We start from the raw sequence: 24,434 nt of genomic DNA, 5'->3' as shown, positions 1-24,434 counted from the left end.
AGAATATCCGGCATCTACGACGCACGAGTGGTGCCACCGAATCGCGGGGACGAAGCGAAACCGTCATGGGTGACAGTGATGAATCCGGATGTGAGCGGGGGTGGCTGAGCTAGGCCAAAGGCGGCGGACTTAAGATCCGCTCTCGTAGGAGTTCATGGGTTCGAATCCCATCCCCCGCACTCTCCTTTGCGAACGACAGTGAGCAGTGACGGGTTACGGATGGGCTCGAACGTCGTGAGACGCGGTTTGTCTCACGGAAGTTCGAATCCCATCCCCCGCACTCTCCTCGGTACGTGCCGCAATTTTTCTCAGTATTTGCCGCATCTCGCTTCCGCTATTCGTTCGGTTCGAGACCCACACTCGCGCGTTCGTCGCCGTCGCGCCAGTTCATCACGAACTGGAACGAGATGTCACCATCGCGTGAGACCACAGGCGGCGTGTACGAATGCGTCCACGTGGCTGTCGCACCCGCGTCCACCTCAATCGAAATCGCCGTAGTTGGCATGTACGCGGTTTGTGGTCCGGAACGGTTGAGTCCGGCAACAAACGTCCCGTCCGCCGAACCCACGTTCTCGACGGTCAGCGTCAGCGTGGACTCCGTTCCGCTGGTGACAGTGTCGGGCGCGGAGAACTCCCGAACCTCGAACGTCGTCGGCGGACGGTTCAATCGGGACACTTGTTCGTCGTTCAGTCGGTGTTCGCCGTTCGACCACTGGATTGTGGCGGACTCAGCGTCGAGCGGTTTGGGGACGCGAAAGAGTACGAAGTCGTCTATCGACTGGTCAGCGGAGGAATCGACTCCCCAAAGTGACCGATGCCGGACTACATCGCGGACCGGCGTAGAGTCGTACGTCTCTCCGTCCGTCGCCACAGAGACTGCCTCGCGGTCTCGTTTTGTCTGCTCGTCCATCTCGATGCGTGCGATCACGAACTGCTTGTCTCGGTCGCCGTAGGTACCGATAGAGTCCGGTGAGTTCATCGACACGAGAGATGGAGCGACCGAAACAGAACCCACCTGTACGTGAGGTGCGGACGTCGGTGTCGTCGTCTCGGCCGGTTCGGTTCCGCTCGGTGACTGTTGTGTGTCGCCGCCGAAGGGCGATCCGCTGGTACAACCGGCAAGGAGAGCGAGCGTCACACTACCAAAACCGAGTACGTCGCGTCTGGAGGGCATCTGCTCGAAACCAATCAGATGTTTCGGCATAGGTCCGTATGGTCTCTCCGCGAATGCCGCCTCGCCCATAACTTATACCCGATTGGCTAATTATATCTAATTACACCCCATGCCAGTGATGCCTACCGACGAGCCGACCCGGTTTGACTATCTCCTCGGCGTGATGGGAGTGAGTCTCCTGTCCGCCGCGCTTTTAGGGGCAATATCGGCTGTTCCGCTCCATCTTGCGGCGGGTGTCGGGTCGCTCATTGCGGCAGGCGTCCTCGTCGGTGGCACCCTCGGCGAATTCTCGTGATTGCGACGGTATATCGAATGTGAATGGCTATCAAGTTTGATATTCTCTGGGTAACCACTAAATAGCGTAGTAAATACCACTACGCCGATGAAAAGACTGGGCGTTTTTCCCACGTTCTTTCGGAAGAGTTACTTCCGGAAGTACGTCCTCGTCCTCGCCGTTCTCCTCGCGTCGATGGTCGGGGTGGGGTTGTATACGGAAGAGCAGGTGAGCGGGGAACTGGCCTCGGAGAAGCACGATGAGTTACGAACAATCGCAGAACTCGAAGCTGAGAATCTCAACGAGTGGGTGGACACGAACGAGCAACGAGCGCGGATGCTCTCGGAACATCGGGGACTCCAGTCCGACGACCCCGATAGCGTAGACCAGTCACTCTTGCGTGAGCATGGACAGTTGCCAAGCGACGTATATGCCATCCACTACGTCGATTTAGAGACGGGCGACGTTGTACGTAGTACCGCCGGTGAGATGGAAACGAAGTCGCTCGACGACGTGGATATCACGTGGCAAAGCGGCGAACTCGACTTCTCCCAATCGACCGACGTAGCCGTGAGCGAGGTGTACCGAAACGGCGGTCTCCAACTCGTCGCCTTCGCCAGTCCGGTTCCCGGCACCGACCGCGCAGTGTTGCTCATCACGGACGCGACGCAACACGCGAAAGCGTTCAGGGAACCGGTCGAACGCTCGCACACACAAGTCGTCCGCGAGGACGGAACAGTGCTGTTTGATCGCTACGGCAAGAACGTCCTGACGGCGTACCGCGACGGCGACGACACGCCCGGTCTCGATGCCGCAGTCGCCGCTACGGACGACAAGAGCGGCGTCGTCGAACGCGCCGCCGACGAGCAAGTCGTCGCTTACGCCCCCGTGAAAGGGACCGACTGGTACGTCCTCGTCCAAGCGCCGCGAGAGAACGTCTTCACGCTTCTCACGCAGGTTCAAAACCACCTAACCGTCCTCATCGGAACCGCTGTCGCGGGATTCATTCTGATGGGACTGACGCTCGGTCGGAGTACAGTCGTTTCACTCCGTCGCCTCCGGAAACGCGCCGAACGACTCGCCGACGGCGATATGGATGTCGATCTCTCATCGCGCCGAGTGGACGAGTTCGGCACGCTCTACAACTCGTTCGCCGAGATGCGGGACACACTTCAGCGTCGTATCGAGGAGTCCGAAGAAACGGCCGCGACGCTCGAACGCGCTGCTGACGAGTACGGCGAGACGATGGACCAAGCCGCTGCGGGCGACCTGACCGCACGGATGGACCCCGACGCCGCAGGCGACGCCGAAGCCATGGCCGAAATCGGTCGTCGGTTCAACCGCATGATGGACGAGTGGGAGGAAACGGTTGCCGAGGTCGGAGCGTTCGCCGAGCGTGCGGCCGCAGCGTCCGAACGCGTCGGCGTCGGCACAGACGAAGTTTCGAACGCCAGCCAGCAAGTGAGTCGGTCCACGCAAGAGATTACCTCGGGTGCGGCGGACCAACTCGACACGTTGCAGGCGGTCTCCGACCAGACGGCCGACCTCTCGGCGACTGTCGAGGAGATCGCAGCACAGGCGGACGAACTCTCGACGCTGTCGAAGCGGGCGGCCGAACGAGGAGATGAGGGCCGCGAGGCGGCGATGGCCGTCGGTCAGGAGATGGCCGAGATAGCCGACCAAGCGGAAACTGTCACCGCGCGTGTGTCACGACTCGATGAGGAAGTGTCGGACATCGCGTCGGTTGTTGATCTCATTGACGACATCGCAGAACAGACCAACATCCTCGCGCTGAACGCCTCTATCGAAGCATCCCGTGCAGGCGAGGCCGGCGAGGGCTTCGCGGTCGTCGCTAACGAGGTGAAACAACTCGCAGAGGAGACCGCCGCGGCCACTGACGACATCGGCGACTCCATCGAGTCGGTCCGGCGCGCGACGACCGAAGCGGTCGAGGAGATGGACGAGATGCAGTCGTCGGTTGAATCCGGCGCGGAGACGATTGACGGCGGCGTCGATGCCATCCGTGAGGCAGTGGACATCGTCGAGGACGTTGACCACGGCGTTCACTCGATTGACGAAGCGACCGACTCACAGGCGACTGCGACCCAACAGGCCGCAGAGCGCATCGATGACGCCGCAAGCATCGCCGCGCAGACGCACAGCGAGTCCGAGCAGGTCGCCGCCGCAGCACAGCAACAGACGGCCTCGCTCGAAACCGTCGCCGACGAGGTAGACGAGTTAGCCGAACAGACGCAAGTCTTGGCTGAACGCGTCGAGACGTTCACCGTGAGCGACGACGTACTGTCGGCGGATGGCGACCATGGGAGCGAGACTGATGCGGTGGATACGTCCGCAGCGGAGACGACGCCTGAGACGGACGACTCGGAGCGCCAGACGGACGAAAACGGTGGCTCTGAGACAGACGAGGCGGAATCGGAGACGAACGCGATAGATGAGGAGACGGGCGGTACAACGCCAGAAACGGATCCGAGAGACGAGGCGACCGACGACTCGGAGTCAAAAACGGAGGCGGTAGATGAGGCGGACAGGGCAGACGAGAGTGCTGACTCCGAGGCGGCGAACGCCACGACTGACGGCGGCAATCAAGAGGGCGACGAACACCACGACTGACGGCGATAATCGAGACGGCGACAAACAGATCTTTTTCAGACAGGGTTTCGGCAGCGACATCAGCGGACGCGCCGGTCTCTCGGGAAACTCAGAGATAACTAATTGGACAATAGCTGACCGAGTAATAACTGTCAGATGTAGTATTTTGGGAAAAGGTAGCATCCGTTCGGGAGCGGCCCGGACGGATGCTGCCGCCCTGAATTGGTCCCCGCTGACGCTTCGGCCCTCCAAAGCGAAGCGTCACTTGGTTTGATGGCTGGCAACCACTTAAGCGTGCCGCACGTTCTGAAAGTCTCCGCTTACGGGAGGCGTTTTTGCGACGAAATAGCTCAACGATCAGTCAATAGGAGACACGAGGGGCTTTTGTTCCGCCAGGTCCTGCCTGTGAGCGATGAGTGACGTACCCGAACGGGCGCGACGTGCCTTCCGCGACCACGATTCCTTCGAGCAACGAGACGATTCGACGTTCGAGTGGACGACGACAGTGTTCGACGGTCGAGTTACCGCCGCAGAGGACGACGGAGAAATCACGTTCGAGGTGACCGTTCGCGTCCCGATGCTCAACGCCGCGGTCGAGGACGACGTTGCGCCCGTCGTTGAAGACGGCTGGTACGAGACGTTCGAGTTGCGAGTCGAAGATATCGGCAGCGTCACGAAGGCGGAACACGACTTCGATGTCGAGGTATCGCGCGACGAGAACGCTGTCGTCGTCAGCACGTCGTTCGCGGATATCAACGAACGGCGGGGGGTCGAAGACGCCGGGGCGATCATCGATTACGTCGAAGGAACCTACGTCCAAGGAGTCATCCCGGGGTACGAGTACACCAAGCCAGTCTCGACACTTCTTCAGCGCGCGACGGATACGGCCAACAGCGAAGGCCCGCCACTCTGACGGTCCCTCAGTCCATCGCAATGTAGGTCTGCGTTCGCTCGATACCGGACATCTCGTGGATCGATGCCGCGATGGTTTTCACCTCGGCCGGACTTTCTACGTCGGCCTTGACGATGAAATCAACATCGCCAGCAACGATGCTGACGCTTTTGACGCCATCGTCGAGATTCAACATTGACTCTTTCAGTCGGTCCACGTCGCCCGTGGAAGCCTTCACCATCACGTAGGCGGTAACCATCTCAGACACCCCCTGCGGTGGCGGTAACTTCGTCGCCGACGATGAGTTGCCGAACGTTACCCAGTACGTCGAAGTCGGCCAAGACAGCCAGTCTATCACCGGTCTCTAACGAGTCGTCCCGCATCGGGATCCCCATCTGTTCGCCCGCCTTGCCGAATGCGAGAATTCGGGCCTGTCCCGGAAGCGCAACCTCCTCGATGGAGTATCCGCGCATCGGTGACTCGTCGGTCACGGTCATGAGGACGACCTGAAGATTCTGCGCGATATCCGCAATCGCACGAATCGACCCGCCAAGGAGCGCGTTTTTCGCGCCGATAGCCCCGAGTCGCTCGGGGTAAACCACTTCATCAACCTCCTCGGCGTACTTTTTGTACACCTCGTCGCGGTAGTCTTCGTCCACCCGAAGCACCGTCCGTAGCCCGTGGTGTTTCCCGATCGAACACGCGGCGAAGTTGACGTTCAAATCCCCCGTGAGCGCGCCAATCGCATCGGCGTCTGCGACACCCGCGCGTTCGAGCGTCTCCTCGCGTGACCCGTCGCCGTCGATCACCTCGAACCCGGCCTCACGAGCGCGCTCGATTCGATCTGTATCCAACTCGACGATGGTCACCTCGTGCTCTTCGTCTCGGAGAACGCGGGCCGTTCGAAGCCCGACACGTCCTCCACCAATGATAACGAACCGCATGGTAGAGTCATACACTGCCTGAGATGAATAAGCTTCCCCCGCAGGCAGCGCAAACGCTTTGTCGCAACAAGTGTTCCTGTGTAACATGGTACATGCATTCGTTATGGTCAAAACCGGGGCGGGCGAGTCAGAGAGACTCCTTGCACCGATTCGGGAGTTAGAGACGGTAACGGAGGCGCACATCGTCGCGGGCGCGTACGACGTTATCGCTGAAGTGGACGCAGAAGAGGTGTACAACGTCCTCCAGACGGCATCAAGTAAGATTCAGGGATTAGAGGGGGTCACAGACACGAAGACGTACATATCGATGGACGACTGACGGTAAGAGAACACCGTTAAGTGTCGGTGAGCAGGACGCTTTTGAAATGCCCTCCGTCTCCCAGCCTCTCCGTCCGTCCTTGAAAGCAGAAAGCTGGACCGGTCTTCTCGGAGCCGTCGCGTTCTTCATCTTCGGCAACCTCCCCGCTGAACTGCCGCTGATGACCGCACGGACGCTGGTAGCGGCGTCGTTGGTACCGGTTCCGTTCGGTGCGTACTTCGCACTCGGGAAGAGTTCCCGCCGAGCCACCGAAGCGTTGACCCACCGCGGCGTCCGCTTTACGTTCTCACTTTCGTTCTCGCTGTCGCTCCTGTGGCTCACGCTCGCTGGGTCACCGGGCGTGCGCCTCGGTGTCGTCTCATTCCTTCTCGGGTTGGCGGCCGGCGACTGGTATCTGTACTCGGTTGCGGACATCGAGTACGGTGGCGACGAAGGAAGCGTCTTCCCCTCGTAGCGGTCGAAACGCCGATGACAGTTCTCAGTACTCCACTTCGTTCGGGTCGTGTCGGGTGAGGAAGTCCCGCATCTCCTCGCGTTGCTCGACGAGTTCCGGCGGGAGCGTCTCGTACGCGTGTTCGAACACGTCGTCGGTGTCTGCATCCGGAAGTTCCTCGACGCGTTCGACCGCCTCTTTCAGTTCGTCCTCAACGTCCTCACGGACGGACTCGACGAACGCGTCGTCTATGATGCCCTCTTCGCGCAGGTACTCCTCGTAGCGTTCGACCGGGTCGCGGACGCGCCACTCGGGCAGGTCCGGATCACCGTCGCGGTACGCACTCGGATCATCGGCAGTCGTGTGCGCACCTTGCCGGTAGGTGAGACTCTCCACGAGGATCGGATTGCCGTCACGGGCATCCGAGAGAGCCTCTGAAACCGTCTCGCGGACTGCGAGAGGATCGTTGCCGTCCACCTGCACGCCCTCGAATCCGTACGCCTCAGCTTTGACAGCGATGGAGTCGCTGGCCGTCTGTCGATCCCGCGGCAGCGAGATGGCCCACGCGTTGTTCTCACAGAAGAACACCACCGGCGCGTCGAAGACGCCCGCGAAGTTCAGCCCTTCGTGGAAATCGCCTTCGGACGTCGCGCCGTCACCGAAGCAGACGAGAATCGCGTGGTCGTCGTCGGAATAGTTGGCCGCCATCCCCGCGCCCGTCGCCAGCGGAATCTGCGTGGCAATGGGCACCGCCTGCGGGAAGACAGGGATATCGTGGTCCGAAAGATACTCGGCGCGGCCGCGGCGGAACGCCAGAATATCGCTCATTGGAACGCCACGGGCGATCTGAAGGGCGTTCGAACGGTACGTTGGGAACAGCATATCGTCCTCGCGCATCGCGTGGGCAGCGCCCACTTGCGAGGCTTCCTGTCCGAGGAACGGTGGATAGCCACTCATCCACCCGCGGCGCTGGAGTGCGAGGGCACGCTCGTCGAACCGCCGTGTTCGAATCATATCGCGGAAGACCGCGCGCGCGTCTTCCTCGTCCAGCCACGAGTCGTCGAGAGACCGCTCACCGATGAGTCGGTGCATGTCCGCCTTCTCAATGGGGTCCATCATAAACGTCCACGATTCACTGTGCAGGTTTCCGGCAACAACCCGACCGCGCGTCGAACGGACCCGAGGGTGTAAAGTCATCAGATCCCCTACGTCGAGTATGGCTTCGGTCCTCAACCTCGTGCTGTTCGGTGTGGTACTGGTCGTTCACACCCTCATCGCGGCGGTGATGACCCGATTCTTCCGCATCCGACTGAAAACGCAGTGGGGGTACGTCATCTACTCGCTGTTGCTCATCCCGGTGGTCCTCTTCGTGACGACGCTCGTGTTCTCGGGCATCCTCCAAATCGGACCGGATCTCGGGGACACGACGACGGCGTTCGGGGTGATGATCGGGATGCCGTTGGCACTCGGGTTCACTATCGACACGCTGTACGTTCCGCCGCCGGAAGAGTACGAACTACCCGAGACGCAGAACTAACGCCGCTCGTGTTCGCTGAGAAGCCGTTCGACGCTCCGCTCGACCATCTCAACCACGTCTTCGGGTGGTTGGGTCGCGTCGATACGGACGAACCGCTCCGGTTCGGCGTCGATAAGCCGCTCGTAGTTCGCTTTGACTTCCCGTAGATACGAGGCGCGTTCGAACTTGTTCGTCGCTCCCGCCCGCGCAGCGGCCGTCTCGGGGTCCACGTCGAGGAAGATTGTTGCATCCGGCGGCCGAGAAAAGGCGGCGTGGATGCCACGAATGTAGTCCAGCGGGCGGCGGAGGTCAGCGTCTTCCAGCGTCGCCGCCTGATAGGCAAACCGGGAGTCGGAGTAGCGGTCGGAGATGACCAGCTTGTCGTCCGCAAGTGCCGGCCGGACGACCCGAGAGAGGTGGTCGGCGTGATCCGCCGTGAACAAGAACAGTTCCGCGAGGGAATCGGCGTCCTCGTCGGACATCGACCGGTAGACGGCGTCACCGTACCACGACTCGGTGGGTTCGCGCGTGAACACCGCGTCCGGGTAGACGTCGTGTAACGCCTCCCACGCGGTGGTCTTTCCGCTTCCATCTAACCCCTCAAGCGTGATGAGCATGATTCGAGGTGAACGGGCAGGGGAGTAAAACGACTCGGGTCGGGCGCGGCGTCCGCTGGCCGAATCGTCGGTCGCTCGCACGCCGAATCAGGCCGCAAATCGGGAGACAGAACCACTGACGGGGGTACATTTACGTCGATTCCACGACAAGTGTATACGATGAAAGTTCTCGTGGTCGGCGGAAGCGGTTTCGTGGGAACGAACCTGTGCCGTGAGCTGAAAGAACGGGGCCACGAAGTGACGGCCCTCTCGCGAAGTCCCAGTAGCGACGAGTTGCCGAAGGGGGTAAACAAGACGATGGGGAACGTCACCGTGTACGACTCCATCAAAGACGCCTTCGAGGGGATGGACGCCGTCTACAACCTTGTTGCACTGTCGCCGTTGTTCAAACCCAGCGGCGGCAACGAGATGCACGACAAAGTTCACCGACACGGTACCGAGAACGTCGTGCGGGCGGCCGAGAAACACGAGGTGGACCGGTTCGTTCAGATGAGTGCCCTCGGTGCAGACCCGGACGGACCGACGGCGTACATCCGTGCGAAAGGGGAGGCAGAACAGATCGTCACCGAGTCAGTTCTCGACTGGACAATCTTCCGCCCGTCAGTCATCTTCGGTGACGGTGGTGAGTTCGTCTCCTTTACGAAACTGCTCGCACCGCCGTACGTCAGTGCACTCCCCGGCGGCGGCAAAACCCGGTTCCAACCGCTCTATGTCGATGATGTCGTCGGAATGATGGCGGATGCCATCGAGGACGACGCACACATCGGAGAGAGATACGAAATCGGCGGTCCGGACAAACTCACCCTCGCAGAGATAGCGAAGATGATACACAAATCGAACGGCCGGTCGACGACGATAGTCCCGATTCCGATGGGACTGGCGAAAGTGGGCCTCACCATCGGCGGTGCGATTCCGGGGGTCCCGATGGGTACCGATCAGTACCGGTCACTGAAGTTCGACAACGTAACAGACGACAACGATATCGAGGCGTTTGGCTACGGAACTGGAGAATTGACCACGCTGCGGGCGTACCTCAACAACAGCCACATCAGAGATAAATAGGAAAATATTGCCACATATTCATAGTTAAATGCCTCGAAATATTATATAAAAAGAGATATTCAGTTTTCGGAGAAATATCCGAAGTGGTCTAATGCACGGTTAACGGGGGAGTTACGTCTGTCGATTTACGGAATTATTGTATCATTTCGCAGATATAACCCCATCACAAGGTTTATGTTCGCTTTCGTGTTGGAGTATACTCAATGGCGAGGGGACCGAACAAACGATGAAACTCGCAATGATCGGATTCGGGCAGGCCGGGGGAAAAATAGTCGATAAATTCGTCGAATACGACCAGCGACACGGTTCTGGTATCGTCCGTGCCGCCGTCGCAGTCAACTCGGCGAAGGCCGACCTGATGGGCCTTGAGCATATCCCGCAGGACCAGCGCGTCCTGATCGGGCAGTCTCGCGTGAAAGGTCACGGGGTCGGTGCCGACAATGAACTCGGAGCTGAAATCGCCGAGGAAGATATCGACGAAGTACAGGGGGCTATCGACAGCATCCCCGTCCACGAAGTGGACGCCTTCCTCGTTGTCTCTGGACTCGGCGGCGGCACCGGCAGCGGTGGCGCACCCGTATTAGCGAAACACTTGAAGCGAATCTACACAGAGCCAGTCTACGGACTCGGCGTCCTGCCGGGCGGTGACGAGGGTGGCATCTACACGCTCAACGCTGCGCGGTCGTTCCAGACGTTCGTCCGAGAGGTTGACAACCTCATGGTGTTCGACAACGACGCCTGGCGGAAGACCGGAGAGTCCGTCCAAGGCGGGTACGACGAGATCAACGAAGAGATCGTCACTCGCTTTGGTGTCCTCTTCGGCGCCGGCGAAGTCGAACAGGGGGGCGAAGTCGCAGAGAGCGTTGTTGACTCCTCGGAAATCATCAACACGCTCGCCGGTGGTGGCGTTTCCACAGTCGGATACGCCTCCGAAACCGTCGAAGAGAAGAGTTCGAGCGGTGGTCTCCTCTCGCGCATCACAGGGGGCGACGAGGACGACCAGATAGACACTGCCCACACGACCAACCGCATCACGTCGCTGGTCCGTAAGGCCGCTCTGGGCCGTCTCACGCTTCCGTGTGAGATCGAAGGGACCGAACGTGCGTTGCTCGTGCTGGCTGGACCGCCGGAGCATCTCAACCGGAAAGGAATAGAGCGCGGCCGGAAGTGGATCGAGGAGCAGACCGGCAGTATGGAAGTCCGCGGTGGGGACTACCCCATTCGGAACTCCGGAAAGGTCGCGTCCGTCATCCTCCTTTCGGGAGTTACAAACGTGCCCCGGATCAAGGAGCTTCAGCAAGTGGCTATCGAAGCGCAAGAAAACATCGACGAGATTCAACAGGAGAGTGAACAGAATTTGGAGAACCTAGTCAACGATGACGAAGACGAGTTGGAGTCGCTTTTCTAAGCTCGCGCTCGCCTGTCTCGTCGTCCTCACGGCCTTGGCGGCTCCGGTAGCCGCTGTCTCGGTCGGGGAGGAGGACGTGCCTAGCGACGCGCAGGTCGAATCGAAAGTCACCACATCGGTGACACTAAACGAACTGTACAAAAACCCGCAACTGGAGTCGTGGACGCTCGCCGGTTCGACTGAACTGACGGACGTGACGTGGACCGTCACGTACTACGACCAGACTGGTGCGAAGATAAACCAGGAGTCGTTCGACGGGCAGAACTTCAGCGGTGCAACAGTCGCCGCGGACGACGGGACGAGCAAAGTCGAGATTCGCGTCGCCGGCACCGCGCCGAGCGTTGACTCGTACAAGTACGATCCCGCACAGACGTTCGACGTTATCCATCTTCAGCAGACGCGTGAAGGTGGCTCCTCGAACGATATCGAGACGTGGACGACGCACCACTACACCGAGGAAAGTCAGAGCGCACGCGACGCCCTTGACGAGTCGAAAGCCGCCGTCGAGGGAGTGAACTCCGACGAAGCGCAAGCGTCGTTCGATAACGCCGTCAGCGCGTTCGAGAACGGTAACTTCGAACTCGCGACGGAACTGGCGAACGAAGCGCAGACGAAGGCACAGCAGGCCGAGCAGTCCAGCCAGACGCAACAGATGCTCATCTACGCGGCCGGTGGCCTTCTCGCCATCGCCGTCGTGGTCGGTGGTGTCTTCTACTGGCGCTCCCAGCAGAGCGGTTACGACAAACTGGGCTAAGTCGCCAGCACGCCCAGCTTTTTTATGCAAGTCGTCATCCCGTACACGACCCGTGACCCGAAGAGTCGGCTAGCTGGCGTACTTGACGAAGACGAGCGCCGAGCGTTCGCACGGGCGATGCGAACGGACGTTGTCCGCGCCGTTCGTGCGGCGGGAGGAGCACCGACAATTCTGACGACGGACGCCGACGACATCGACGACGTTGACGCGCCGGTCATCGGAGACGATAGGGCGCTCACGCCCGCTGTCAACGCGGTACTCGACGATGCGACATCCGACGTGAGCGTCGTCATGGCCGACCTCGCACTGGTGACGCCAGACGCACTCAGGCGACTGTTCGAGAGCGAGGGCGAGGTGGTCATCGCACCCGGACGCGGCGGCGGGACGAATGCGCTCGTCGTTCGCCATCCCGACTTCCGCGTCGATTATCACGGCGCGTCCTACCGAGACCATCAAGCGATTGCCGACGATGCCGGACTTTCGGTGACCGTCATCGATTCGATGCGGTTGGCAACCGATGTGGACGAACCTGCGGACCTCGCTGAGGTGCTTCTCCACGGAGCGGGTAACGCGCGGACGTGGTTGGAGGACGCAGGCTTCGAACTCGAGGTGACCGACGGTCGAGTCGGCGTCACCCGTAGTGACTAAGAGTCAATCGAGTCGGTTCCACACAGACTAATGGAACTATAAACTGTCACGATACTCATAGTTGGCCAGTAGATCTATGTGTACCACCAGCCAACGCGTTTGGTGCGCGATGCGCTGGGTGTGCCGGGTATCCGTACCGCACGAAAACGCGCGTCGCGTAACGACTCTGGCTCGGTGAGTAGTCACCACCGACGAACAACGTCGTACCCGCTCCCAAAACGCGGCGTCAACGGCGTCTCAGTCGCGGGGATGCTCCCCGCGACGTTCGTTATACTTAGAGCGGCGCGAGTGGGGGACGAGAGCGGTACGAATGGGGTGCGAGAGCCGCGTGAGTTGGGCAGGAGAGCGGTACGAGTGGGGCAGGAGAGCGGTACGAGTGGGGCAGGAGAGCGGTACGAGTGGAACACAGGGGGCAGCGGCAGCAAGACGAATACCCGCGAGTGACACGCTTTTGTACTTCCGAGACGCACCCGGTACTCGTGTTCCCTGCGGCCGACGAGTACGACGTTCGCATCACGCCTGACGACGATGCCGTCGAGCGACTGCTCGCGGTCACACCTGACGACGTGAGCCCGGCGTCGGAACTCACGTTCTCTCGAAACGTCTTCCTCCCGCTGACGACCGCCTGCCGGTACACCTGCACCTACTGCACGTACTACGATGTGCCGGGTGAGGCGACGCTCATGTCGCCCGAGGACGTACGCGAGACGCTTCGCGTCGGTGCTGACGCCGGGTGTACGGAAGCGTTGTTCACTTTCGGTGACGAACCGGACGACCGCTACACGGCGATACACGAGCAGTTATCGGAGTGGGGATACGACGACATCCTCGCGTATCTCCGGGATTGCTGTGAGATGGCGATGGAAGAAGGTCTGCTCGCACACTCGAACCCCGGCGATTTGACCGAATCGGCGTTCGAACGTCTCGCACCCGTTAACGCATCGATGGGCGTCATGCTGGAGACGACAGCCGACGTGCGAGCGCACTCGGGCGGCCGACGGAAAACGCCGGGGCAGCGGCTCAACACCATCCGCGCGGCGGGCAAGGTCGGCGTCCCGTTCACGACCGGCCTGTTGATCGGCATCGGCGAAACGTGGCGCGACCGTGCAGAGAGTCTGCTCGCAATCCGCGAACTGCACGAGCGTTACGACCACATCCAAGAGGTCATCATCCAGAACGTCGTCCCGAACGAGCGGTCGAGTTTCGACCAGCCGTCAGTCGAGACCATGCGGCGCGCCGTCGCCATGGCTCGCGTCGCTCTTCCCGACGAGGTGTCCGTACAGGTGCCTCCCAATCTCTCACCGACGCGAGAACTGCTCGACTGCGGCGTGGACGACTTAGGCGGCGTCTCACCCGTCACCGACGACTACGTTAATCCCGACTACAAGTGGCCCGCGCTGCAAGAACTCCGCGACATTGCCGACAAAGGTGACGTCCCGCTGTACGAACGACTCCCGGTGTACGAACGGTACCTTCCCGAACGCTACCGCCGCGACGACTTCGACGGCGTAGAGACCGACCGCGAGTGGCTTTCAGACCGCGTCCGTGCGGCGATCGACGCCGACAACGTTCACGGCAAACGCTACCGTGGCGTCGCCAGACGTGACGGACCACTCACGGTCGGATCGGCGGACTGAGTGCACAGCACCGAGCAAATTATGGCGCGGTTCGACGAATTTCGAGCGTGTTTCAGAACACGCGACAACCGGATTGGGACTGGTGGGAGGCGCTTTGGCCCGAACCGAAAGCGGTGCTCAAGACGGTCGGCATCGACTCGGGGCAGTCCGTCGCGGATGTCGGATCTGGGAACGGGTATTTCACACTCCCGCTCGCCGAACTGGTAGACGGCGAGCCGGTGTACGCTATCGACATCAACGACGAACTCCTTGGGGAACTCGCGGAAGCCGCCGCCGAGCGACAGTGTCAGAACATCGACTGCATCCATGGCGATGCCCGGAATCTCCCGGAGCTACTGCCCGAACCTGTAGATACCGTCTTGGTCGCAAACACGTTCCACGGAGTCGAAAAACAGGTCGAGTTCGCACGACAGGCGCGTGAATTGCTCCGACCGGACGGCCAGTTCGTCGTCGTAAACTGGCACGACATGCCCAAATCTGAGACCACCGTCGCCAACGAACCGCGAGGCCCACCCGAGTCACTTCGAATGGCAGCCGAGGAGACACGTGACGTTCTGAGGAAGGTGTTCGGGTCGGTCGAACAACGAGACGTACCGCCGTACCACTACGCCGTCATCGGAACGCGGTCGTGAGGTCTCACCGCCGGAACAGCGAGAACAGCGCGGCGACGACAGTCAATACCGGTGGAACGGGCAGATTCACCCGACCCGACAGTTGCGGAATCCGCTTTCTGTAGAACGTGTATCCGAGGCCGACGATGAGTGTCCCGACGGCGAATATGCGGACACTCGTCCCGAAGACGACGAATCCGGGCGTGACGAGGACGGCGGCGAGCGCCAAGTCCTCAGGCGCGCCGTCGTAGCGGACCCAGCGCTTCGGTGCGACCCACGACTCGCGGGACCGGAGATAGACACCGCGGTCGGTCGCCGCCTCCCACGGCCGCGCCTCTGAACTCCCACCCGCGAGGTCCAAAAGCGGGTGGACTGCGGCCGCGGCGAAGAACACTGCAGCGGCGATAACGGGCGGCGAGGGTGCGACGATAGCAGCGAAGGTGACGAGAGCTGTGAGGACAGCGTACGCTTCGACAGCGTGGAGCGTGCGTCGGTGCTCGCCCGCCACCATATCGAAGTCGGGGAAAACGCTTCCAGCGACAGCGGCGGCGACGACGAGCGGCGCGAGCTCCGGCACAAGAAAGGCGATTGGCACGGCGAGTGCTATTCCGGCCGCGACGTGTGTTGGGGCCATCATCGCGCCCGCACCTCGCCTTGCGTGTGATGCCTCTGCGAGTTCGTCATCCGACAGTACTGTTCGACGGAGAGGTATATGTCTTGCGCGCTCGGGGAGCTGGTTAGACACCGAATACGTCGGGGACGCGCCGACGGAACAGCGTGTACACGGCCCCAACAACGAGTCCAGCAGCGACGACGAGACGGACCGAGGGAACAGCGTACGCGACGGGGATTGCGAGAACGACAGTGAGGAAGAAATCCTCGGGTGCGCCGTCGTAGCGGATGATGTGACGCGGTCTGAGCCATCGTCGCCGCGGATGAAGATACACTGCGCGGCGAGAGGTCCGTTCCCACGGGCGGAGTTCGTCGCTCCCGCCGAACCAGTCGGATGCGGCGTGCAGACCCGCTCCGAGAAGGAACGCCGCGGCCGCGACGCTGGCGGTCGAAGGTGCCACGAGAGCGACGATACCAGCGCCGACGCCCGCCAGTGAGGCGTACACGGGGAAGTGAAGCGACTTGCGGTGTGTACCGACGAACAGATCCACGTCGGGGACGATACCGCCGAGCAGTGCGCCGATAATCGCCGCCGCAGTGAACTCGGGAGCGAAGAGTGCCACGGGTGTGGCAAAAAAGAGGAGTGCGGCGGCCGCGTGCGTCGTCACCATCATCGGGGACAATGAGGGGCGGAACCCACTTCAGACTGCGCCCCACCGGCGCGTCTCGACGGTTGACCCCGGAACAGTCAGGAATCAGTCGTCGGCGGGTGCGGGTTCGCCGCCGTCGCTCTCGCATCCCGCGAGCATCGGCGTGCCGTCGGCACGCGGGCCGAGCATCGGGCCGTGCGGGGCGTCGTCGGGGGCGATCCGGCGGCGTTGCCGGTAGTCCGTCGAGCGTTCGACTGCCGGACGGCCGATAGCCGAAATCATCTCCACGTAGTCGTCGAACGACCGGTACTCGCCGTAGCCGCCGCCCGCACGCTTCGTAATCTCCTCTGAGAGGATGGTTCCCATGAAGTCGTTCGCGCCGCAGTTGAGGAGTTTCAGCGATTTCGCGTTCCCGAACTTCACCCACGAGGACTGGATATTATCGATGTTATCGAGGAACAGACGCGAGACGGCAATCATCAGTTCGTCTTCAGCGTCGGCGGCCCCCTCAGTGACGAGTCCGCGTTCGTACAGCGGAGTGTTCTGATAGACGAACGAGAGCGGGACGAACTCCGTGATGCCGTCGGTGCGGTCTTGCAGATCACGAATCACTTTCAGATGCATGACGCGGTGAGCGGCGTTCTCGACGTGGCCGTACATGATGGTCGCTGTCACATCGAGTCCGGCGGCGATAGCGCCCTCCATTCCCTCGACCCACTCCGCAGTAGAAATCTTGCCCGGACAGATGACTTCGCGCACCTCGGGGACGAGAATTTCGGCGGCCGTACCGGGCGCAGAGTCCAGACCGGCATCTTTCAGTTCGCGGTACACCTCCTCGTAAGACCAGTCGGTGCCGCGCCGTGCGTGGTAGGCCTCCTCGGGCGTCATCGAGTGAAGGTGGACGCCGCCGACGGACATCGCACGCATCTGTTCGACGTAGGTGCCGGGGTCTTTGTCGTACGCTTCGGGCGGTTTGTAGTCCACTTCAGCGTACGGGTTCTCGTAGGATTCGAGTATCTCGCGGTGGTCCTCGTTCAGGACGAACGCCGGATGGAGACCGGAGACCGAAGTCACCTCGTAGATACCGGTGTCGAGAGCGTCTTCGACGACCGCACGCGACTCGGCGGGCGTCTTCGTAAAGCCCGTGTGGTCGCCCTCGTACTCCGACTCGAACTGGTGGGCAGTGTTCTTGAAATTACAGAACAGACACCCGGTGTTACACGCCGTCGTGACGTTGTTGTTCAGGTTCGCAACGAACGTCACGTCGTCGCCGACCATCTCGGCCCGGCGTCGGTCTGCGGCTTCGAGAACCTGCTCTTTCCGAACCGGATCGATTCCGTCGCAGTCCGTGCCGGTCGTCATCAGTTCGACGCCGTCGGCGACGGTGAGTCGATCACCCGCGCGCGCCTTCGCAAGTGCGTTCTCGAACGACTGGTCGGTATCGGGGACGTGTTCGAACGAGCGGTCAAGGCCAGTCGCCGAACGGTCAGACATACTGGCACACATTCGGCAAGACGAGTAAAAGGTATCGTGGTCCCGACAACGATTCACCGCTCCGTCAGTTCGAATCGCGCACCGCCGGCCCGACTCTCATCGACTGACACGTCCCACCCGTGTACGTTGGCGATTTGGGAGACGATAGACAGTCCGAGGCCGGTTCCGTCGGAACCGGTCGTGTGTCCCGCCTCGAAGACAGTGTCACGCTCTGTGACGGGGATTCCCGGCCCGTTGTCAGCGACGAAAAAGCCGTTCTCGGTCGTGCCGACCCACACGCGGAGACTGCCGCCGCCGTCGGCTTCAACCGCCGGCTCCGACGTCTCACCCGAACTTCCGTGTTCGACGGCGTTTCTGAACAAGTTTTCGAGGAGCTGGACAAGTCGGTCGCGGTCCGCCTCGACCACAGCCTCAGCTTCGACCGTCAGAGCGGCATCGCCCGTTGCGACGTTCCGCCACGCAGCGTTCGACACCGAGTCGATGTTTACTGCACTGGTTTCGATGCTGTCACCGTCCACACGAGTCAGTTCGAGCATGTCGTCGATTATCTGGTCCATCCGGTCGAGCGCGTCTTCCACACGGTCGAGACGGTCGTCAGACCCCGTCTCACGGGCGAGTTCGACGTTCCCAGTTGCCACCTGAAGAGGGTTTCGGAGGTCGTGTGAGACGACGCTCGCAAACCGCTCTAACTGGTTGTTCTTGCGTTCGAGTTCGCGTTCGCGGCGTCGTCGTTCCGTGATGTCGCGGCAGACTGTGAGCGTCCCGACGCGACTGCCGTCGCGCCCGGTGATTGGGGTGAGATCCACCTCGTAATGTCGTTCGACACCCTCGTGTTCAATCGCAATCTCCTCTCTCATATCCGCTACACCCCGGTACCGTTCGATGAGGTCGGTGTACTCCGTAAACACCTCGGCGGCCGATGCGCCGATTACGTCGGGTTCGTCGAGGTCGGTGAAGGCGAGTGCGGCGTCGTTCACATCGACGATGCGTCCGTGGCGGTCGAAGACGATGACCGAGTCGTTCAGATTCTCTACGACGGCGTCGCGCGCGACGGGGACGAGGTCCAACAGGCGATAGCGGATGAGTCCGAAAGAGAGTGCGACGCCAGTGACGGAGAACGCGACGGGCGTCAGGTCGATACTCGTCGCGTCGGACAGTGCAGCGGCGCTTGCCACCCACGGCACAGAGACGCCGAGCAAAACGGCCGCACTTTGCCAGCGGTACACCGAGGCGGAGGCGAGAGCGAGTCGGACCAAATACAGCGACCCGACGAACAACAACGTGTACGAGAATGCGACGTGGGCGAGCGTCCCGACCGCCGGCTCGGCGGCAGCCAACGTCACCGTCTCACCGAACAGCCACCCGAGCGTGACCGTGTCGATATGGGGCTCGTTCCAGAGGAGATGAAACTGGTTGTTGGTGGCCAAGAGCAGTAGCATCACGACCGGCTCAACTGCAAGTACTGCGAGTCGTTTCGGGTCGAGCCACTGGTCTTTACCGAGGTACGCCATGACGAAGAGAAACCACGTCGGGGCGACGACGATAGCTGCGACCCACTGGACGTTCGCCCAGTACCGTATCAGTGCCTCCGACGTGGCCATGACCTCTGCCGTGTGCCCGACGAGCCAGAGCGTCACGGCAAGCATGTTGAGCGAGAACGCGACAGATCCGGTGACAGACCGCCGCCACGTCATGACACACAGTGTGACGGAAATTGCGGCCGCGACGAGGAGTAACGCCGGATATACGTCGGTCACTACGACCATTCGTCTGGTATCAGCAAGGCGAATGGTATAAATCAACGCCGAGGTGACACCGAACCTACAGCAGTTCAGAATTATCTTTCGGGAAGAAAACTAGATCAAATCAGAACAGCAGTGTATGAGGATTAGGCTACTCTTTTCAGTATCTCAACAGTACTACCGAGTATGGACGTGGCGATCCGAGCGGCGGCCCCCACGGACGTTGCATCGATTCGTGACGTTGCAAAGCGCGCGTGGAAAGCGGCCCACGAACCGATAGTCGGGACCGACGCCATGGAGTCGTTTCTGTCGGAGTATTACGATGCTGAGTCGTTTCAGGCACGAATTGATTGCGATGAGACCATCCTTGACGTTGCGGTTGAGGGCGGCACTGTCGTCGGATACATTCTCGCCTCACCGAACGCAGACGACGAAACGACGTTCGACCTCAGTTCGATATACGTCACTCGGATGCGGTGGGGAGAGGGAATCGGCCAGCAGTTGCTGGACCACGTCGAACGCCGCGTCCGCGAACACGGTGGCGAGCGGATTCAGTTGGGTGTCATGGCCGAAAACGACCGGGCCGTCCGGTTCTACGAGGCGGCAGACTACCGGCAGGATGGCGAGTTCCACGACGAACATCTCGGCGTGCCGGGATACACGTACGTGAAAACAGTGTGATGGCGGATCGTCGCCGGGTTACCCTTCTTGTGTGACGTTTTCGACACCACGGGTGTCAGCTTCGCGGCCCAAACGTGCCTGTACGGCTTCGACAAGGGCTGGGAGCGTCTCCGTCGCGTCGCCGCGCACGAGGTAGTGTGCGAGGTGGTCTTTCTCCGTCTCGCCGGTGTCGAAAATAGCGAGTTGGCCGCGTTCTGCGGCCTCCTCGGGAAGCGTCGATGCCGGGACAACTGTCAGCGACGACCCGACGACGATGAACACGTCGCTCTCCCACGCCATCCGCCGGGCCGAATCGTACGCTCCCCCCGGGAGGCGCTCGCCGAACAGCACCACATCGGGTTTGAGGTGACCAGTACACCCGACAACTGGACACGACGGCGGTGAGTTGCCGGCACGAACGTCATCGAGTGCGGTCTCGGTCGGAACGGACTCTCCGCACTCGACACAGACCGACCGTGCATTGTTGCCGTGGAGTTCGATGAGTCGATTCGTCCCTGCTTCGGCGTGCAAACCGTCGGTGTTCTGCGTCACGACGACATCGACGACACCGAGATCTTCCAGTCGCGCGAGCGCACGGTGCGCGTCGTTTGGCCCAGTCACGTCGCCGAACATCCGTTCGTGGAGTTCGAGTCGGTCCGTCCAGAATCCCGCTGGGTCGCGTTCGAAGCGGTCCATCCGGAAGTCAGCCGGATCGAATTCGTTGTTCCAGATTCCCTCTTCCCCCCGGAACGTGGGGACCCCCGAAGCGTTGCTTACACCCGCACCTGTCAGTACGGTTACCCCATCGGCCGCAGAAATTTCGTCTGCTAGCGCGGCCATCTGTTCATCCATGGGGCAATGTACGGTAAGCAAAGGATAAAAGTATCACGACTATTATTTGTTTGGAACTAACGTCCGATTAATGATACACAGATGTGTATATTCTAGACAAAAGACAGGCAGGAGTAAGCACGAGAGTGGAAGGTTTCTTGTAAGCGGCGGACGGCACCTCGCGTATGACCAGCGTGAAGGAGTTCCGTGTGGAGACGGATCCGACGGCGGACGAACTCGGTCGCGGCCGATTTGTTTTCACGAACCAGTACTCCGTGTTCGATTGGGGCGAGATGCCCGACCACGTCCCGAAGAAGGGTGCGTCGCTCTGTACGATGGGCGCGTTCAATTTCGAACTCTTGGAGGTAAACGACATCCCGACGCACTACGTCGGAGTCATCGAAGATGGCGAAACAACGGACCTGAAAGAGTGTGAGTCGCCGCCGACGGAGATGGTGATCGAACTCACGCAGGTTCCGGACCTGCCGTACGTCGGCGGGAGCGGCGCGGATGCCTACGACTACGACGCCTACCACGAGGCGGCGGACGAGAACTACCTGATCCCACTGGAAATCGTCTTCCGCAACACCGTCCCTGTCGGGTCGAGTCTCCGCACGCGTGGCGAACCCGCCGACTACGGTCTCGATGCCGATGCGTGGCCCGACGAGGCCGTTTCCCTCCCCGAACCGGTCGTCGAGTTCTCCACGAAGTACGAAGAACAGGACCGCTACCTCGACCGGGAAGAAGCGGAATCGATTGCGGGCCGCGCAGAACTCGACCGATTGGAGGAACTCGCCCTCTCGGTGAACCACATCCTGAACGAACGCGCCGAGCGTGCGGGCTTCACCCACGAAGACGGAAAGATCGAGTGTCTGTACCACGACGGAACGATCAAAGTCGCGGACGTGGTAGGGACGTTCGACGAGAACCGCTTTTCGTACGACGGACAGGAAGTGTCGAAAGAGGTCGTCCGACAGTACTACAAGCGTACCGACCCCGAGTGGGTCGAGGCCGTCAGCGAGGCGAAAGACCGCTCCCGCGAGGAAGGCGTTGCCGACTGGCGAACGCTCTGTGAGAAGTCGCCAGACAACCTGCCTGCGTCCGTCCTCACCGCTGTCTCGGAGATGTACGCCGCCGGGACGAACGGCTACACCGACTCGGAGTGGTTCGACGCGCCCACCATCGAGGATGCGGTCGAGCGGGTTCGAGGTCTATAAAAACAAAACGTCGAGTTGAAGCGTGTGACGAACAGCGAATATTCAGTCGTCCGAAGGGTTCGGCGCCGCCTCCGCTTCGTCCTCGTTCGACTCTGGCGTGTCGCTGTCTGCTGCTTCGGCCTCCCGCTGTTCTTCCTCGTCGGTACTCGCTCCGTCGTCTACGGTGCCGCCGTCGGCGACTCCCACGTCCGCTTGGAGTGCGTCTGCGAGACCGTCGATTGGTCGGTCGGGATTCGCCGCCGTCGCCTCGTCGGTCATCCCGAGTTGGTAGTCGGCGTCGTCGGCACCCGGTCGGAGACTGGTGCGCCCGCGGTGGACGCTCACGGCATCGTCGAGATGGAGTTGAACCGCCTCAAGGAGCGCGTCCGCTTCGAGCGGTTGGCCGAGCGACTTGATCTCCTCTAGGGAGGCGTCGTCGGGCACGTCGAACGCCCGTTGGGTGATGATAGGACCCTGATCGAGGTCCGTCGTTACGTAATGGGCAGTGACGCCGGCGATGCGGACGCCCTCCTCTTTCGCCTGCCGGTAAGCGGCCGCGCCGGGGAATGCCGGGAGCAAGGACGGATGGATGTTGATGATGCGGTCCTCGTAGCGGAAGACCACGTTCGGGCTGAGGATACGCATGTAGCGGGCCAGTACCACGAGGTCGGCGTCGTACTCGTCCAACAAGTCGAGCAGTTCGTCCTCGTCGGGTGAGCCTTTCTCGTCACCGACGTTGTAGAACGGCACGTCGTACCGTTCCGCGAGCGGTCGCAAGTGATCGCGGTTCCCGATCACGACCGAGATATCGGCGTCCAAGTCGCCGTTGGCCCACGCCTCGAACAGCGCTTCGAGACAGTGGCTCTCCTTGGTGGCGAGAACGGCGATCTGCTGGGTGTCACGGTCGGACGGGAAGCGAACCTGTACGTCAACGCCGAGGTCGTCACCGAGGTCGTGCAGTGCGTCCCGAAGCGTCTCCTCGGTACAGACCATCTCGGAGGTATCCGCGTGCAGCGTCATGCGGAAGATACCGTCTCGGACGGCCTGATCGAGATCCTCGACGTTGATTCCGCGTTCGAACAACAGCGTGGTGACGTTCGCGATAAGTCCAGTTTTGTCTCCTCCGATGACCGTAATTTCGGTGAGATCTGTCATCGGTACCACCTCCGACTGTTGTCGAACGGAGTCATCGACGGGAGAAGACTTTGCTCGGGGAAAAGGGTGTCCATCTGCGCAACGATTGGGCCGCGTCGGCGTCTGTAACACGGCTGATACTGTCACACGGTGTTCGATCCACCCCTACTCAATACACACATCCATGTATAGCAAACGCAGTCCAAAACTGCTTTTGCACATGACCACGCACTACGAGGCAATGACGACCTACACCGCGACGGTGACGGTCCGCCTGAAGCAGGGCGTCCTCGACCCTGAAGCCGAGACGACAAAGCGCGCTCTCGAACGCCTCGGATTCGAGTTAGAGTCGCTTCGGTCGGCAGACCGGTTCGAAGTAGAGATGGACGCCGAGTCGGTGGCGGCCGCCGAAGACCGCGCCGACGAGATGGCAGAACGTCTCCTTGCGAACCCAACTATCCACGACTACGACGTCGAGGTGACCGAGGCGTAGATGACGGTCTCAGTGATACAGTTCGGCGGGTCGAACTGCGACCGAGACGCCGTCCGTGCCCTGGAACACCTCGGTATCGACGCTGAGCGTGTCTGGCACGAAGACGAACTCCCCGAGGACGTAACTGGTATCATGCTTCCCGGCGGGTTCTCCTACGGGGATTACCTCCGTGCGGGTTCGATGGCTGCCCAGTCACCCATTCTAGACGATGTCCGCGAAGCAGCAGCGGACGGGACGCCCGTTCTCGGCGTCTGCAACGGTGCCCAAGTCGGCTGTGAGTCATCCCTCACCGAAGGCGCGTTCACAACGAACGAAAGCGCCCGCTTCCAGTGTGAACACGTCTATCTCCGCGTTGAGAACGCCGAAACGCCGTGGACCGCGGCCTACGAGGAGGGCGACGTGATCGAGATACCTATCGCGCACGGCGAAGGGCGCTTCGAGATCAGCGAGGACCGCTACGAACAGTTGGTCGAAGAAGACCGAATCCTGTTCCGCTACTGCGACGCTGACGGAAACGTCACCGAGGAGGCAAATCCCAACGGATCACGCGGCAACGTCGCTGGCATCCGCGGCGACGACGAGAACGTCGGTGTACTGATGCCGCATCCCGAACGCGCGACGCTTCCGGACCTGAACGGCAGCACCGACGGTTCGGGCGTCCTCCGCGGATTCGAGACGGCGTAAGCCGGATTTCGATCCGAGCGTCGGGTGAGTCGGACCGTC

At 61.2% G+C, this 24,434-nt stretch carries 27 protein-coding genes and 1 tRNA gene; 17 read left to right on the top strand and 11 right to left on the bottom strand.

Annotated features, from left to right (window positions below; all coding sequences use genetic code 11):
- Positions 1-94 precede the first annotated feature (94 nt).
- A tRNA-Leu gene (locus HBOR_RS03160) sits at positions 95-179 on the top strand.
- Positions 180-334: 155 nt separating this feature from the next.
- Here HBOR_RS03160 and HBOR_RS03155 read toward each other — a convergent pair.
- The gene (locus HBOR_RS03155; RefSeq protein WP_144018698.1) at positions 335-1,174 is read right to left on the bottom strand and encodes a hypothetical protein; all 840 of its coding nucleotides are present in this window, start codon (positions 1,172-1,174) and stop codon (positions 335-337) included.
- Positions 1,175-1,292: 118 nt separating this feature from the next.
- Here HBOR_RS03155 and HBOR_RS19870 point away from each other — a divergent pair, with 118 nt between their 5' ends.
- The 3 genes from HBOR_RS19870 to HBOR_RS03145 all read left to right on the top strand — a co-directional run bounded on the left by HBOR_RS19870 (position 1,293) and on the right by HBOR_RS03145 (position 4,971).
- Entirely contained in the window at positions 1,293-1,469 is a 177-nt protein-coding gene (locus HBOR_RS19870) for a hypothetical protein (protein ID WP_006055180.1), read from the top strand.
- An 87-nt stretch (positions 1,470-1,556) separates the two neighbouring features.
- Complete coding sequence (locus HBOR_RS03150; protein ID WP_006055181.1) at positions 1,557-4,079, top strand: methyl-accepting chemotaxis protein; 2,523 nt, start codon at positions 1,557-1,559, stop codon at positions 4,077-4,079.
- Between the two features lie 391 nt (positions 4,080-4,470).
- Complete coding sequence (locus HBOR_RS03145) at positions 4,471-4,971, top strand: DUF5813 family protein (RefSeq protein ID WP_006055182.1); 501 nt, start codon at positions 4,471-4,473, stop codon at positions 4,969-4,971.
- Between the two features lie 7 nt (positions 4,972-4,978).
- On the opposite strand, the gene HBOR_RS03140 is transcribed toward HBOR_RS03145, so the two are convergent.
- Both HBOR_RS03140 and HBOR_RS03135 read right to left on the bottom strand, forming a co-directional pair.
- A complete protein-coding gene (locus HBOR_RS03140) occupies positions 4,979-5,209 on the bottom strand; it encodes an Lrp/AsnC ligand binding domain-containing protein (RefSeq protein ID WP_006055183.1) in 231 nt (76 codons plus the stop codon).
- A gap of 1 nt (position 5,210) precedes the next feature.
- Entirely contained in the window at positions 5,211-5,894 is a 684-nt protein-coding gene (locus tag HBOR_RS03135) for a potassium channel family protein (RefSeq protein ID WP_006055184.1), read from the bottom strand.
- 85 nt (positions 5,895-5,979) lie between these two features.
- On the opposite strand from HBOR_RS03135, the gene HBOR_RS03130 reads away from it, so the two are divergent.
- Both HBOR_RS03130 and HBOR_RS03125 read left to right on the top strand, forming a co-directional pair.
- A complete protein-coding gene (locus tag HBOR_RS03130; protein ID WP_006055185.1) occupies positions 5,980-6,213 on the top strand; it encodes an Lrp/AsnC ligand binding domain-containing protein in 234 nt (77 codons plus the stop codon).
- 46 nt (positions 6,214-6,259) lie between these two features.
- Positions 6,260-6,667, top strand: coding sequence for a hypothetical protein (locus HBOR_RS03125; RefSeq protein ID WP_006055186.1), 408 nt, complete (start codon positions 6,260-6,262; stop codon positions 6,665-6,667).
- Between the two features lie 24 nt (positions 6,668-6,691).
- Here HBOR_RS03125 and HBOR_RS03120 read toward each other — a convergent pair whose 3' ends face one another.
- The gene (locus HBOR_RS03120; protein WP_049890551.1) at positions 6,692-7,738 is read right to left on the bottom strand and encodes a thiamine pyrophosphate-dependent enzyme; all 1,047 of its coding nucleotides are present in this window, start codon (positions 7,736-7,738) and stop codon (positions 6,692-6,694) included.
- Between the two features lie 124 nt (positions 7,739-7,862).
- Between HBOR_RS03120 and HBOR_RS03115 the strand changes: the two genes are divergently transcribed.
- Positions 7,863-8,183 (top strand): hypothetical protein, encoded by a 321-nt coding sequence (locus tag HBOR_RS03115; protein ID WP_006055188.1) that lies wholly within the window; start codon positions 7,863-7,865, stop codon positions 8,181-8,183.
- On the opposite strand, the gene tmk is transcribed toward HBOR_RS03115, so the two are convergent.
- On the bottom strand, positions 8,180-8,779 hold the full coding sequence (gene tmk, locus HBOR_RS03110; protein ID WP_006055189.1) for a dTMP kinase: 600 nt from the start codon (positions 8,777-8,779) through the stop codon (positions 8,180-8,182). The two genes, HBOR_RS03115 and tmk, sit on opposite strands and share 4 nt — an antisense overlap.
- A 159-nt stretch (positions 8,780-8,938) precedes the next feature.
- On the opposite strand from tmk, the gene HBOR_RS03105 reads away from it, so the two are divergent.
- The 6 genes from HBOR_RS03105 (at position 8,939) to HBOR_RS03080 (ending at position 14,920) form a co-directional block, all read left to right on the top strand.
- Entirely contained in the window at positions 8,939-9,841 is a 903-nt protein-coding gene (locus tag HBOR_RS03105) for a complex I NDUFA9 subunit family protein (protein WP_006055190.1), read from the top strand.
- 226 nt (positions 9,842-10,067) lie between these two features.
- Positions 10,068-11,249 carry a tubulin/FtsZ family protein gene (locus tag HBOR_RS03100; RefSeq protein WP_013440469.1) on the top strand — a complete coding sequence of 394 codons (1,182 nt, stop codon included), beginning with the start codon at positions 10,068-10,070 and terminating at the stop codon, positions 11,247-11,249.
- The gene (locus HBOR_RS03095; RefSeq protein ID WP_006055192.1) at positions 11,218-12,003 is read left to right on the top strand and encodes a hypothetical protein; all 786 of its coding nucleotides are present in this window, start codon (positions 11,218-11,220) and stop codon (positions 12,001-12,003) included. Before HBOR_RS03100 ends, HBOR_RS03095 begins: the two co-directional genes overlap by 32 nt.
- A gap of 24 nt (positions 12,004-12,027) precedes the next feature.
- The gene (cofC, locus tag HBOR_RS03090; protein WP_006055193.1) at positions 12,028-12,651 is read left to right on the top strand and encodes a 2-phospho-L-lactate guanylyltransferase; all 624 of its coding nucleotides are present in this window, start codon (positions 12,028-12,030) and stop codon (positions 12,649-12,651) included.
- Between the two features lie 479 nt (positions 12,652-13,130).
- Positions 13,131-14,288, top strand: coding sequence for a 7,8-didemethyl-8-hydroxy-5-deazariboflavin synthase subunit CofG (gene cofG / locus HBOR_RS03085; RefSeq protein WP_006055195.1), 1,158 nt, complete (start codon positions 13,131-13,133; stop codon positions 14,286-14,288).
- A 47-nt stretch (positions 14,289-14,335) separates the two neighbouring features.
- Positions 14,336-14,920 carry a class I SAM-dependent methyltransferase gene (locus HBOR_RS03080; protein WP_006055196.1) on the top strand — a complete coding sequence of 195 codons (585 nt, stop codon included), beginning with the start codon at positions 14,336-14,338 and terminating at the stop codon, positions 14,918-14,920.
- 4 nt (positions 14,921-14,924) lie between these two features.
- Here HBOR_RS03080 and HBOR_RS03075 read toward each other — a convergent pair whose 3' ends face one another.
- The 4 genes from HBOR_RS03075 to HBOR_RS03060 all read right to left on the bottom strand — a co-directional run bounded on the left by HBOR_RS03075 (position 14,925) and on the right by HBOR_RS03060 (position 19,421).
- Positions 14,925-15,536, bottom strand: coding sequence for a hypothetical protein (locus HBOR_RS03075; protein WP_006055197.1), 612 nt, complete (start codon positions 15,534-15,536; stop codon positions 14,925-14,927).
- A 100-nt stretch (positions 15,537-15,636) separates the two neighbouring features.
- Entirely contained in the window at positions 15,637-16,185 is a 549-nt protein-coding gene (locus HBOR_RS03070; RefSeq protein WP_006055198.1) for a hypothetical protein, read from the bottom strand.
- A gap of 81 nt (positions 16,186-16,266) precedes the next feature.
- The gene (gene cofH, locus HBOR_RS03065; RefSeq protein ID WP_006055199.1) at positions 16,267-17,655 is read right to left on the bottom strand and encodes a 7,8-didemethyl-8-hydroxy-5-deazariboflavin synthase subunit CofH; all 1,389 of its coding nucleotides are present in this window, start codon (positions 17,653-17,655) and stop codon (positions 16,267-16,269) included.
- Positions 17,656-17,708: 53 nt separating this feature from the next.
- Positions 17,709-19,421: a histidine kinase N-terminal 7TM domain-containing protein gene (locus HBOR_RS03060; RefSeq protein ID WP_006055200.1), complete on the bottom strand. Its 1,713-nt coding sequence runs from the start codon at positions 19,419-19,421 to the stop codon at positions 17,709-17,711.
- A 162-nt stretch (positions 19,422-19,583) separates the two neighbouring features.
- Here HBOR_RS03060 and HBOR_RS03055 point away from each other — a divergent pair, with 162 nt between their 5' ends.
- Entirely contained in the window at positions 19,584-20,078 is a 495-nt protein-coding gene (locus tag HBOR_RS03055; protein WP_006055201.1) for a GNAT family N-acetyltransferase, read from the top strand.
- A gap of 18 nt (positions 20,079-20,096) precedes the next feature.
- Here HBOR_RS03055 and HBOR_RS03050 read toward each other — a convergent pair whose 3' ends face one another.
- Positions 20,097-20,909 carry an SIR2 family NAD-dependent protein deacylase gene (locus tag HBOR_RS03050; RefSeq protein WP_006055202.1) on the bottom strand — a complete coding sequence of 271 codons (813 nt, stop codon included), beginning with the start codon at positions 20,907-20,909 and terminating at the stop codon, positions 20,097-20,099.
- A 164-nt stretch (positions 20,910-21,073) separates the two neighbouring features.
- On the opposite strand from HBOR_RS03050, the gene HBOR_RS03045 reads away from it, so the two are divergent.
- Positions 21,074-22,105, top strand: coding sequence for a phosphoribosylaminoimidazolesuccinocarboxamide synthase (locus tag HBOR_RS03045; RefSeq protein WP_006055203.1), 1,032 nt, complete (start codon positions 21,074-21,076; stop codon positions 22,103-22,105).
- 42 nt (positions 22,106-22,147) lie between these two features.
- Here HBOR_RS03045 and HBOR_RS03040 read toward each other — a convergent pair whose 3' ends face one another.
- Positions 22,148-23,239 carry a formyltetrahydrofolate deformylase gene (locus HBOR_RS03040; RefSeq protein ID WP_006055204.1) on the bottom strand — a complete coding sequence of 364 codons (1,092 nt, stop codon included), beginning with the start codon at positions 23,237-23,239 and terminating at the stop codon, positions 22,148-22,150.
- Positions 23,240-23,459: 220 nt separating this feature from the next.
- On the opposite strand from HBOR_RS03040, the gene purS reads away from it, so the two are divergent.
- Both purS and purQ read left to right on the top strand, forming a co-directional pair.
- Entirely contained in the window at positions 23,460-23,711 is a 252-nt protein-coding gene (purS, locus tag HBOR_RS03035; RefSeq protein WP_006055205.1) for a phosphoribosylformylglycinamidine synthase subunit PurS, read from the top strand.
- Complete coding sequence (gene purQ / locus HBOR_RS03030) at positions 23,712-24,395, top strand: phosphoribosylformylglycinamidine synthase I (RefSeq protein WP_006055206.1); 684 nt, start codon at positions 23,712-23,714, stop codon at positions 24,393-24,395.
- The last annotated feature ends 39 nt before the right edge of the window (positions 24,396-24,434 follow it).

The organism is Halogeometricum borinquense DSM 11551 (assembly GCF_000172995.2).
Lineage (GTDB): Archaea > Halobacteriota > Halobacteria > Halobacteriales > Haloferacaceae > Halogeometricum > Halogeometricum borinquense.
Note: the sequence above shows the minus strand (reverse complement) of the source record. Positions and strands in the feature narration are given on the sequence as shown.

Bases quoted from the DNA above. Each gene is read 5' to 3' on its own strand.
- HBOR_RS03135 (WP_006055184.1), bottom strand. From the start codon at position 5,894: ATGCGGTTCGTTATCATTGGTGGAGGACGTGTCGGGCTTCGAACGGCC.
- HBOR_RS03045 (WP_006055203.1), top strand. From the start codon at position 21,074: ATGACCAGCGTGAAGGAGTTCCGTGTGGAGACGGATCCGACGGCGGAC.
- HBOR_RS03075 (WP_006055197.1), bottom strand. From the start codon at position 15,536: ATGATGGCCCCAACACACGTCGCGGCCGGAATAGCACTCGCCGTGCCA.
- HBOR_RS19870 (WP_006055180.1), top strand. From the start codon at position 1,293: ATGCCTACCGACGAGCCGACCCGGTTTGACTATCTCCTCGGCGTGATG.
- HBOR_RS03060 (WP_006055200.1), bottom strand. From the start codon at position 19,421: ATGGTCGTAGTGACCGACGTATATCCGGCGTTACTCCTCGTCGCGGCC.
- HBOR_RS03100 (WP_013440469.1), top strand. From the start codon at position 10,068: ATGAAACTCGCAATGATCGGATTCGGGCAGGCCGGGGGAAAAATAGTC.
- purQ (WP_006055206.1), top strand. From the start codon at position 23,712: ATGACGGTCTCAGTGATACAGTTCGGCGGGTCGAACTGCGACCGAGAC.
- HBOR_RS03115 (WP_006055188.1), top strand. From the start codon at position 7,863: ATGGCTTCGGTCCTCAACCTCGTGCTGTTCGGTGTGGTACTGGTCGTT.
- HBOR_RS03095 (WP_006055192.1), top strand. From the start codon at position 11,218: ATGACGAAGACGAGTTGGAGTCGCTTTTCTAAGCTCGCGCTCGCCTGT.
- cofC (WP_006055193.1), top strand. From the start codon at position 12,028: ATGCAAGTCGTCATCCCGTACACGACCCGTGACCCGAAGAGTCGGCTA.
- purS (WP_006055205.1), top strand. From the start codon at position 23,460: ATGACGACCTACACCGCGACGGTGACGGTCCGCCTGAAGCAGGGCGTC.
- HBOR_RS03055 (WP_006055201.1), top strand. From the start codon at position 19,584: ATGGACGTGGCGATCCGAGCGGCGGCCCCCACGGACGTTGCATCGATT.
- HBOR_RS03105 (WP_006055190.1), top strand. From the start codon at position 8,939: ATGAAAGTTCTCGTGGTCGGCGGAAGCGGTTTCGTGGGAACGAACCTG.
- HBOR_RS03050 (WP_006055202.1), bottom strand. From the start codon at position 20,909: ATGGATGAACAGATGGCCGCGCTAGCAGACGAAATTTCTGCGGCCGAT.
- HBOR_RS03145 (WP_006055182.1), top strand. From the start codon at position 4,471: ATGAGTGACGTACCCGAACGGGCGCGACGTGCCTTCCGCGACCACGAT.
- HBOR_RS03120 (WP_049890551.1), bottom strand. From the start codon at position 7,738: ATGCACCGACTCATCGGTGAGCGGTCTCTCGACGACTCGTGGCTGGAC.
- HBOR_RS03070 (WP_006055198.1), bottom strand. From the start codon at position 16,185: ATGATGGTGACGACGCACGCGGCCGCCGCACTCCTCTTTTTTGCCACA.
- HBOR_RS03125 (WP_006055186.1), top strand. From the start codon at position 6,260: ATGCCCTCCGTCTCCCAGCCTCTCCGTCCGTCCTTGAAAGCAGAAAGC.
- HBOR_RS03140 (WP_006055183.1), bottom strand. From the start codon at position 5,209: ATGGTTACCGCCTACGTGATGGTGAAGGCTTCCACGGGCGACGTGGAC.
- HBOR_RS03155 (WP_144018698.1), bottom strand. From the start codon at position 1,174: ATGCCCTCCAGACGCGACGTACTCGGTTTTGGTAGTGTGACGCTCGCT.
- HBOR_RS03150 (WP_006055181.1), top strand. From the start codon at position 1,557: ATGAAAAGACTGGGCGTTTTTCCCACGTTCTTTCGGAAGAGTTACTTC.
- tmk (WP_006055189.1), bottom strand. From the start codon at position 8,779: ATGCTCATCACGCTTGAGGGGTTAGATGGAAGCGGAAAGACCACCGCG.
- cofH (WP_006055199.1), bottom strand. From the start codon at position 17,655: ATGTCTGACCGTTCGGCGACTGGCCTTGACCGCTCGTTCGAACACGTC.
- HBOR_RS03130 (WP_006055185.1), top strand. From the start codon at position 5,980: ATGGTACATGCATTCGTTATGGTCAAAACCGGGGCGGGCGAGTCAGAG.
- HBOR_RS03040 (WP_006055204.1), bottom strand. From the start codon at position 23,239: ATGACAGATCTCACCGAAATTACGGTCATCGGAGGAGACAAAACTGGA.